The 8,012-nt window shown below is 61.3% G+C and carries 8 protein-coding genes; 4 read left to right on the forward strand and 4 right to left on the reverse strand.

Annotated elements, in window-relative coordinates; translation table 11 throughout:
* Positions 1–100 precede the first annotated feature (100 nt).
* Entirely contained in the window at positions 101–1,711 is a 1,611-nt protein-coding gene (locus tag AHiyo1_RS20530; protein ID WP_059389815.1) for an ABC-F family ATP-binding cassette domain-containing protein, read from the reverse strand.
* 645 nt (positions 1,712–2,356) lie between these two features.
* Complete coding sequence (locus tag AHiyo1_RS20535; RefSeq protein WP_059389816.1) at positions 2,357–2,563, reverse strand: hypothetical protein; 207 nt, start codon at positions 2,561–2,563, stop codon at positions 2,357–2,359.
* A gap of 624 nt (positions 2,564–3,187) precedes the next feature.
* Here AHiyo1_RS20535 and AHiyo1_RS25065 point away from each other — a divergent pair.
* Positions 3,188–3,538 (forward strand): hypothetical protein, encoded by a 351-nt coding sequence (locus AHiyo1_RS25065; RefSeq protein WP_172465682.1) that lies wholly within the window; start codon positions 3,188–3,190, stop codon positions 3,536–3,538.
* A 683-nt stretch (positions 3,539–4,221) separates the two neighbouring features.
* Here the strand turns inward: AHiyo1_RS25065 and AHiyo1_RS20550 are convergent.
* Positions 4,222–5,157, reverse strand: a complete 936-nt coding sequence (locus tag AHiyo1_RS20550; protein ID WP_113990728.1) for a TIR domain-containing protein — start codon at positions 5,155–5,157, stop codon at positions 4,222–4,224.
* A gap of 370 nt (positions 5,158–5,527) precedes the next feature.
* Here AHiyo1_RS20550 and AHiyo1_RS20555 point away from each other — a divergent pair, with 370 nt between their 5' ends.
* The 3 genes from AHiyo1_RS20555 (at position 5,528) to AHiyo1_RS20565 (ending at position 7,469) form a co-directional block, all read left to right on the forward strand.
* On the forward strand, positions 5,528–6,133 hold the full coding sequence (locus tag AHiyo1_RS20555) for a hypothetical protein (protein ID WP_148667690.1): 606 nt from the start codon (positions 5,528–5,530) through the stop codon (positions 6,131–6,133).
* Between the two features lie 169 nt (positions 6,134–6,302).
* Positions 6,303–6,854: an NUDIX hydrolase gene (locus AHiyo1_RS20560; RefSeq protein ID WP_084784651.1), complete on the forward strand. Its 552-nt coding sequence runs from the start codon at positions 6,303–6,305 to the stop codon at positions 6,852–6,854.
* Between the two features lie 72 nt (positions 6,855–6,926).
* A complete protein-coding gene (locus tag AHiyo1_RS20565) occupies positions 6,927–7,469 on the forward strand; it encodes a GNAT family N-acetyltransferase (protein ID WP_059389822.1) in 543 nt (180 codons plus the stop codon).
* A 3-nt stretch (positions 7,470–7,472) separates the two neighbouring features.
* On the opposite strand, the gene AHiyo1_RS20570 is transcribed toward AHiyo1_RS20565, so the two are convergent.
* A complete protein-coding gene (locus AHiyo1_RS20570; RefSeq protein ID WP_253257512.1) occupies positions 7,473–7,907 on the reverse strand; it encodes a GNAT family N-acetyltransferase in 435 nt (144 codons plus the stop codon).
* Positions 7,908–8,012 lie beyond the last annotated feature (105 nt).

Raw genomic sequence — 8,012 nt, forward strand, 5'->3', positions numbered from 1 at the left:
GGCTTGCAGACCGACGACGGCGGTTCGCGCGACCCGGACGCGGAGCTGGTGCGGCTCCAACTGACCGTGTGGGAACAACAGCTCTGATTTGCTGCGGGCCCTAGGTGAGTGGCTCCGTGCGCTCGCGCAGGCCCCCTTCGCCGTCGAGCTCGGCCACTATGTCGATGTTGAGGCGCCGGAGAAAACCGACATCGTGGCTCACGATGAGCAGTGCGCCGCGGTAGGCGTCCAAGGCTTCGGCGAGGTGCTCGACGCTGGCAATGTCGAGGTTGTTTGTCGGTTCGTCGAGGATCAGCAGCTGGGCGGGCGGCTCCGCCAGGAGCACCTTCGCGAGGCTGACCCGGAACCGTTCTCCTCCCGACAGGCTGGAGACCGGGCGATCAACGGTGGATCCCCGGAGGAGGAGGCGTGCGAGCTGATTGCGGATGTCTCCGGGAGCCGACGCCGGAGCCGCTTCCCGCACGTTGTCCAGCGCTGAGCGGGCATCGTCCAGGCCGTCGAGCCGTTGCGGGAGGTATCCCACCCGGCCGGTCAGCAGCTTTCCGGTGATCCGGCCCGAGGATTCTGCAGGGCGCCTCTCGACGAGGTGTCTGAGGAGCGTCGATTTGCCGGAGCCGTTGGGTCCCACCAGGGCCACGCGTTCGGGGCCCTGGATGACAATCGTCCGGGAACCGTCGCTCAGCTCGGCGATCCGGCGGCTCCGTGGCACGTCGGGATCTGGAAGGGTGAGGTGGATGTGCTCAACTTCCCTGACCCTCGCGGCGGCGGCGTCGACGGCGGCCTGGGCTGACAGCACCTTGTCGTCGAGGGTTGAGCGCATCGAGCCGGCAGATGCCTGCGCCTTGCTCGCACGGTTGCCGGCCAGGATCTTCGGGATCCCGCCGCTGGCTTGGGTCTTCTTCGCTGTGCGCTCGCGGCGGGCAAGCTTCGTTTCGGCTTCGACGCGTTGTTTCTTTTCGACCTTCAGCGCTTGCTGGGCGCTTCGTGCTGCCTGGATGGCAGAGGCCTGTTCCTGCTCGCGATGTTCGGTGAAAAGGCTGTAAGCCCCGCCAAAGACGTCAAGCTTGCCGGCATGAAGCTCAGCAGTGGAGTCCATGTGCTCAAGCAACTCGAGGTCGTGGCTGACCACCACGAGCGTGCCCGGCCAACTGTCGACGAAGGCGGCAAGTTTGGCCCGGGTGCGCCGATCAAGGTTGTTGGTTGGCTCGTCGAGGAGCGTGACCGGGGTGCGGCGGATGCGCAGTCCAGTCAGCGCGATGAGCATCGCTTCGCCGCCTGAGAGGTCCCCGACCTTTCGCTGGAGATCGCCCGCGGAGAAGCCTATTTCGTGCAACGCCTCGTCCGCCCGGGCCTCAATGTCCCAGTCGTCGCCGACTGCCTCGAAATGGCGCTCGTCAACGTCGCCGCCCTCAATGGCGTGGAGCGCGGTGAGTTTGCCGTCGATGCCGAGGAGCCGGGCGACGGTCGTGTGCTGCCCGAGGGTGAGGGTCTGCGGGAGGTAGCCGACGTCGCCGACTGTTTCGATGCGGCCCAGGGTCGGCGTCAGTGTGCCGGCGATCAAACGGAGCAGGGTCGATTTTCCTGCACCATTGCGGCCGACGAGTCCAGTCCGGCCGGTGGTCATGGTGCCATTGAGCCGCTGAAGAGCGGGAGTGCCGTCGGGCCACTCGAATGAAAGATCGTGCAAGGAGATGGCTGATTGTGCTGACATGAGACACAGTCCTTTGGTTCTTGCCCATCTGGGGGCATAGTCATGGGTCAACGTGCTCTCTCCGGGGCGCGAAAACGCGCGCTACTTCGGAGGGCACTGCACCTGACGTACGGAATCTTTCAGCGAAGCTGGACCGCAGGGAATAGCGCCTGCGGACAACTGAAAGCGAGATTTCTCGCCGGGTGCGCATGAGCGCAAACAACCGGGCGGCCACCGAACGTCAGGTGGCTAGGCTCTGTCGACCTCAATCTCCATAGCCAAAACCATATCCACAATTTTCTTGAGCGGCCAATTGGGGATGAACGCCGGCATTGATCACGGTGGTTCACATCGAGGCCGTAAACGGTGAGCACCGCGGGCGGCGTTCACCGGGACGCCTTCGCTGGCCGAGAAGCCTTAGTGCGTCCTCGAATTTTCAGGGCTGCCGGGAGCCTGAAGTGTAGCGTTTAGGGCGCCTTCACCGGGCACTTTTGCGGGCGGGTCATACGGGAATCAGAGAGTACCCACATTAAGGCTTTCCTGAAGGGAAGGCATGAAGGTGTTGAGCTGGCCGGTGGGGGACCCTCTTACGGGCGGCCTGACAGGGTCCTTCAACCCCGCTGGCGCCCCACCCCGAACAGCCTTATCAAAAGACCCTCCTGGTGATTAGACTCCCGGCATCACAGGAAGCAGGTTACCCATGCGTGAACCGGACTTGGCACCAACGCCGAGGAGCCGGCTGGAACGGGCATTCGATGCCTTCGGTTCCTTGCCGCTGGTCGTCTTTGCCGGCATCCTCTTTATCCCTTTGCGGGCCGTCTTGGGCTGGTGGCCTACGTTGGTCATCGTGATCACGGCTGGCATCGTCCTCATAACAGCCATCCAGCTCATTGTCATTGCTCCCCTACGAAAGAAGCGGGCGGCCCAGGACGCGGAACGAGGCCTTTTCGAATGTGCCCACAGAGAACCCGGATCGGGACTTCGGAGTAGATGGGCCCGAGGTTATGCAAGAGCAGAGCCAAATCGACTAATCTTCCAGCTGGGTGCAAGCGAGAGCGGGCCTCTTGCCGGGCCAGTGGAAATCTACCCTGCGCCCACGGCCATTGGAGAGCCTGTAAAAGCCCCCTGGACTGTTCTTCCCGGAGGTCTCGTGGCGACCCTCACTTCAGAAAACACAACACTCCAGCTGGCCGCCAGCCGTGCAAGCCTGGCGCTCCTCAATAGACGGTATCTCACCAATCCAGCACCGGATTCCTGAGCAGTTGGCACAGGACCGTGAAGTAACGTCCGGTGAGGGATCCCCGAAAGGGCATCCGCGAAGCGACAGAATCTACAAACAGAAATCTCCCTGGTCTCTTGTTCCGCTCCCTTCAAGTTCCAGACAACGATGTGGGAGATTTGTTTCATGGATCAAAGTGGGCGTGAAACGCCCGAGGTAGCGGAGCAGGCTGGCTCGCCGGTCTCGGTGCGCGGGTTCATCTCTTGGAGGAACGAGCGGTGACAAGATACATCGAGCGTCTCCGGAAGCTTCGGATGCCGCTGCGCGTCGGAGCCCTGGCATCCCTTGCAGTGTTCCTGATCGCATTCGCAACCCTGGCCACATCCCACGGCCAAAGGCCTGCCGTCGCATTTTCAATAGGAATACTTGGGCTTGATGGGCTCGTTGGAGGCATGGTCCTGGCCACAAACTATCGTGGTTACGCTGCTGCATATGCGGAGCTCTGGTCGGTAGATGAGGCCAGACGTTGGCTGCGTGCTTACATTCGGGTGTACGGCGTGGTCTCTGTGATAGGCGGAATTGTTTTTGTCGCCGTTTCCGTGCTCCTTGAATTAGCCCGCACATCGTGAAGCCGTGCCCGTCTGCGACTACATCAGCCAATTGATGGTCCGACCTCGATCTGGTTTCCAACTGGCGGTCGTTCCTGGACTTGCCTGATAGAAACCTGCGCCACCTTCAGGAGAGGCACGGTCAGGGATCCCCCACCGCGCACATGGATACAACCATTGGAGACGTCAGGAGAGGGACCGGCTTACGGGCGTTGCAGGCCGACTGTTAGGACACCGCGTTGGCGGCGGGGCGGAGCGAAGTGTCAGGACTCGATAGCGGTAGCTATAGAGCGTAGGCCTGTCCGCAAAGTAGGCAATAGAACGGAACCTGTGCTTCGGACGGGACCTTGACGGGCTCCCAAGGGTGGCATGGTGGGGCGATCATCAGCATGTCATCGGGCTCGACTAAAGGGTCCGGCCGCGGCTGCTTCGCCGAGGAATTTGCTTCGAACCTCAGGAAATCGCTTCGGACAGACTTGAACGCGTCAGCGAGGATATCGCCTGCCGAAACCGCAAGAACAGCCTGCTTGTACTCGATCTGGGCCTGCGTCCACCAGGCATCCAGTGGCGCGGACCGGCCACATCTCGGGCACCAATGGACCTGTGGATAGACAAACCCGGCCGGTGCATCGGCGGTTGGCCCATGATGCCACTTGAACTCGCCCTGGCAGTTGGGACACTCGCGCCTGAAGAAGCCATCCGAGTCAAGCGGGAACTCCACGGGAATCTCCACGGCTACTATCTCGCCGCGTCGAAGTAGACGTCTTGCTCAAAGGGCTCACCGTCATCGAGGCGACCGGTGGCGCGAAGCTCGAATTGGTTGGGGGCGCCCCGCCGAACGTCCTGTTGGTCGTCCATCCCCGTACCGTAAAGGACTTCCCAACAGGCAGTTTGGCAACAACCTCATTGTCGTGAAGTTGGATCTGATTGCCTAGATCTTCCGGAACCTGGAGCTGGACGTCGTAGATCGGCACGCCACCGATGTTGGTGACCTTCACCTGGTCAAACGAAGACCCGCTGCCGGCGTACCAATGCCCGTCTACGTGGGCGCCGTTCCTGTCCCGGGAAGGCAGCCGTTTCCCAACGGGGAGACCGTTCCCTAGTTTCGGCGGAGGCGTAAAATCGCCGGCGGTAATCCAGTCGGCCCCGGAAATGTCGACCGGGCACCCGGCCGTCCGCAATCTATCTGCGAGGGACTTGCGCCGCTGGGGCGTGTTGTCCATCCGAACCGCGTGGCGTCCTCCCACATCGCTGAATGACCTTAGGTCGCCCATTTCAACGAGAACAGTCCGGTCCGCGTCCCGTCCCATTGCCATGCCTGCCTCGAACAGGACGTTCGGGCGGGCTTGTCCGCGCGGCTCCAGCTCGGGATCGTCCTCAGCGGCGTACTCGTTTCGAATGTAGGCGACGTCGTCCGGCGTAAGCAGGACAACAACTGCCTGGGCGTCATCAAATGCGACATCCAGCACCTCGCCGATATAGGGCGAAGCCTTTCCGGTCAGGGCAATCGCCTGGTCCCACTCGATCGGTTTCAGGCCGATGGAGCGAAGGAAAGTAAACATCGCATCCCGCGCTACTGCATTCCTACCATGAACAACAAAGACCCGCTCGGAAGTCTCACCCGACAAAGTAACAACCATGGACCAGTTCCCTTGCTAGTACGCAACCCCATTGGCGTCGTAACAAGTGAGAGTGTAACGGCCTGGGCTGACGGATCCGGCATGCTTTTTTCTACCAGCGCAACCGCCGCGGCTGAATATCGATCGAAAGCGAATCGGAATTTCAAGACATGTCCGGTAAAGGATCCCTTAACTGGACGGTGCCGATGTACCAAGCACGGTTATCCAAGGATTTGGTCAAGGATCTTGCACGGTCCCGTATCCCGGTTTAGCGTCAGGGCAACACAACCGGGGTGCAAGATCGGGGCCTTTGGAGAATTTGCCAAGGCCTGGGCCGCTGAAAAGAGCTAGGCGCGATGTGCCCCAGTGGTTTCTAGGGACGGGAGCCCCGATGGCTGTTGAAAAGCTTGAGCCGGCGCCTCGCACCTGGATGGAGAAGACCTACGACTTGGCTGGGATCTTCGTCAGTCTGGTGATTGTTGTCATAGTGACAGTCCCATGGCAGGCATTGCGCACGTCTTCCCTGTATCTATCGGCTCTAGCCCCGGCCACATTCGTGGTCTATCTTCTAATGGGTTTGCTGGTCAGCCCGCTGAAGAAACGGAGAGCCGCCCAAAACGTTGAGAAGGGCATCGTTGAATGCAGCCTTCGGCCAGGCCCCAGGTCGCTGCCCTCCGGCTATACCCCACCGGGTCCTGCTGATAAGCGTGGTTGGATTACTGGATGCGCAACGGTGCGGGGCGGCACTCTTATCTTTCAACCTGTGGCAGCCTTCACCGGTTCGCCAGTAGGCGAGACCCTGATTCTCCCGAATATCGAGCCCTTAACGGGAGGACTGAGGACACCAGCCACGGGACGCTGGTATCTGGGTCAAGGCCGTCGGGACCACACCGTGGTGTACATCAAGACCGACACGGGCGTGCTTGAAGTCGCAGGTTCTGCAACAGCACTGAAGGCAGTCGGGATCTATCCAACTGAAGAAACGCAGCGAACCTGACTAGAGGCGCGGCTTGGAAACCCTGGCCGTAAAACGACAGATGGCCGGCTACGGTGCGGCGTCCGGTAAAGGATCGGCTAACGGGCACCTAGGGTGACATCTATCCGACGCATCACACCCCTCGTCGTGGCATTGAGTTGTTCGTTGCCCTGTGCGGCAAAATAGCAGGATGCCTCTTGCCAATCTGCTTGCCAGCCTCAGGACACTTCCTGAATCGGGATTACGGGACGCGTATCTGCAGTTCCTGAACTTGGCGGTGGACGCCGCGTTGCGTCGAAATGGTGGGCCGGAGCATGTCACCGGGTCCTGCTTCGTGTTTTCGCCTGAATTCGATCGTGTTCTGTTGTGTTTCCATCGCAAGGGGCAGTTCTGGGTGCAGTTCGGCGGTCACGTCGAGTCGAACGACGCGTCGGTGGCGGAAGCTGCCCAGAGGGAGGCCCGCGAGGAGTCCGGAATTGATGACCTGGTTCTGCTTTCTCCAGCAATCGTGGATCTTGACCGACACGATCTGCATGGGGGATTCTCATGTACCGCCCATTGGGATGTGGGGTTCGCCGCGACAGCAAACCCGGATGTGGAAATCGCCGTGAGTGAAGAAAGCGATGACGTCCGCTGGTTCCCGATCAATGAATTACCAGTTCAAGTGCCGGCAGACTTCTGCGCGCGCTTGGAACGCGCGCGGCGTACGGCGATGTCACTGAGTGGGACGCGGATCGGTTAACAGTGCACGACAAGCTCGGTGTTGAGGCGGCCATCCGTGATGTTTCGGCTGCGACGGGACTAATGTTGACCGATGATTGAACCGCGCCAACTCAGTGAGAGCGTCAGCATGCGTGTACTGCGCGTCAGTGATGCGGCGGCGCTTGCGGCCGCATATGTGCGCAACCGTGCCTACCTTTCACCGTGGGAGCCGCTACGGCCCGAGGAGTACTACACCGAGACCTGGCAGTCCGCCGACATTGCGAACCGCCTCGTTGCGCACGAAACCGGGGAAGCGCATCCGCTCGGCCTGTTCGACGGCGATCGACTCATCGGTCGATTCAACGTGGCAGGAATCGTCCGTGGGCCCTTCCAGAGCGCGGGGCTCGGTTACTGGGTGGACAGCGAGTACGCAGGCCGCGGGCTGGCGTCCGCTACGGTCCAGGCGATAGTCGAAATGGCGCGCGACGAACTCGGACTGCACCGCATCGAGGCGAGCACTCTTCTCCACAACTCTGCCTCGCAGCGGGTGCTGCTAAAGGCCGGATTCCAGAAGATTGGTATGGCACCGCGATACCTGCAGATCGCCGGAAAATGGCAAGACCACAACCTCTACCAAGTGGTCCTTCACGACTGAAGGTCAGCCTGCGACCATGAACACGTCCACCGGATCCTCGGTCTCCAAGACAAAGCCGTGGCGTTCGTAGAGGCGTCGGGCCGGGCTGCCCTGGAGCACGTTGAGACGGAATGGCCGGTGGTCCTTGGACTCGCCCATGATCCGCCGGAGCACGCCGGCACCAAGCCCTTGCCCCTGGAACTCCTGAGCGACGTAGAAGTGTTCGATCCACAGAGCGTCGGATTCCGGGCGGACGGCGATAACACCGGCAGCTTGGCCTTCCACGGCAATGACAAACGTGTGTTCCGGCTGGAACGCCTTCAAGAAACGCTCCCTGACGCGGACCGGATCCCAACGCCCTAGCCGCTCCAAATCGGGTCGCATGACGACGGCGCGCAGTTCCGCGATCCACGCGGCATCGGCGGGCAGGGCGGGGCGGAGCGAGAATTCGGCAGGCACCTGACAATCTAAGCCCAACTGATGCACTAACCCGTAAGCACCCGCAACGGATCGCCCCGCAACCACGCCCGGACGTCCTCGAAGGCCTCCCCGTAGAAGCGGGCG

The organism is Arthrobacter sp. Hiyo1 (genome assembly GCF_001263615.2).
GTDB lineage: Bacteria > Actinomycetota > Actinomycetes > Actinomycetales > Micrococcaceae > Arthrobacter.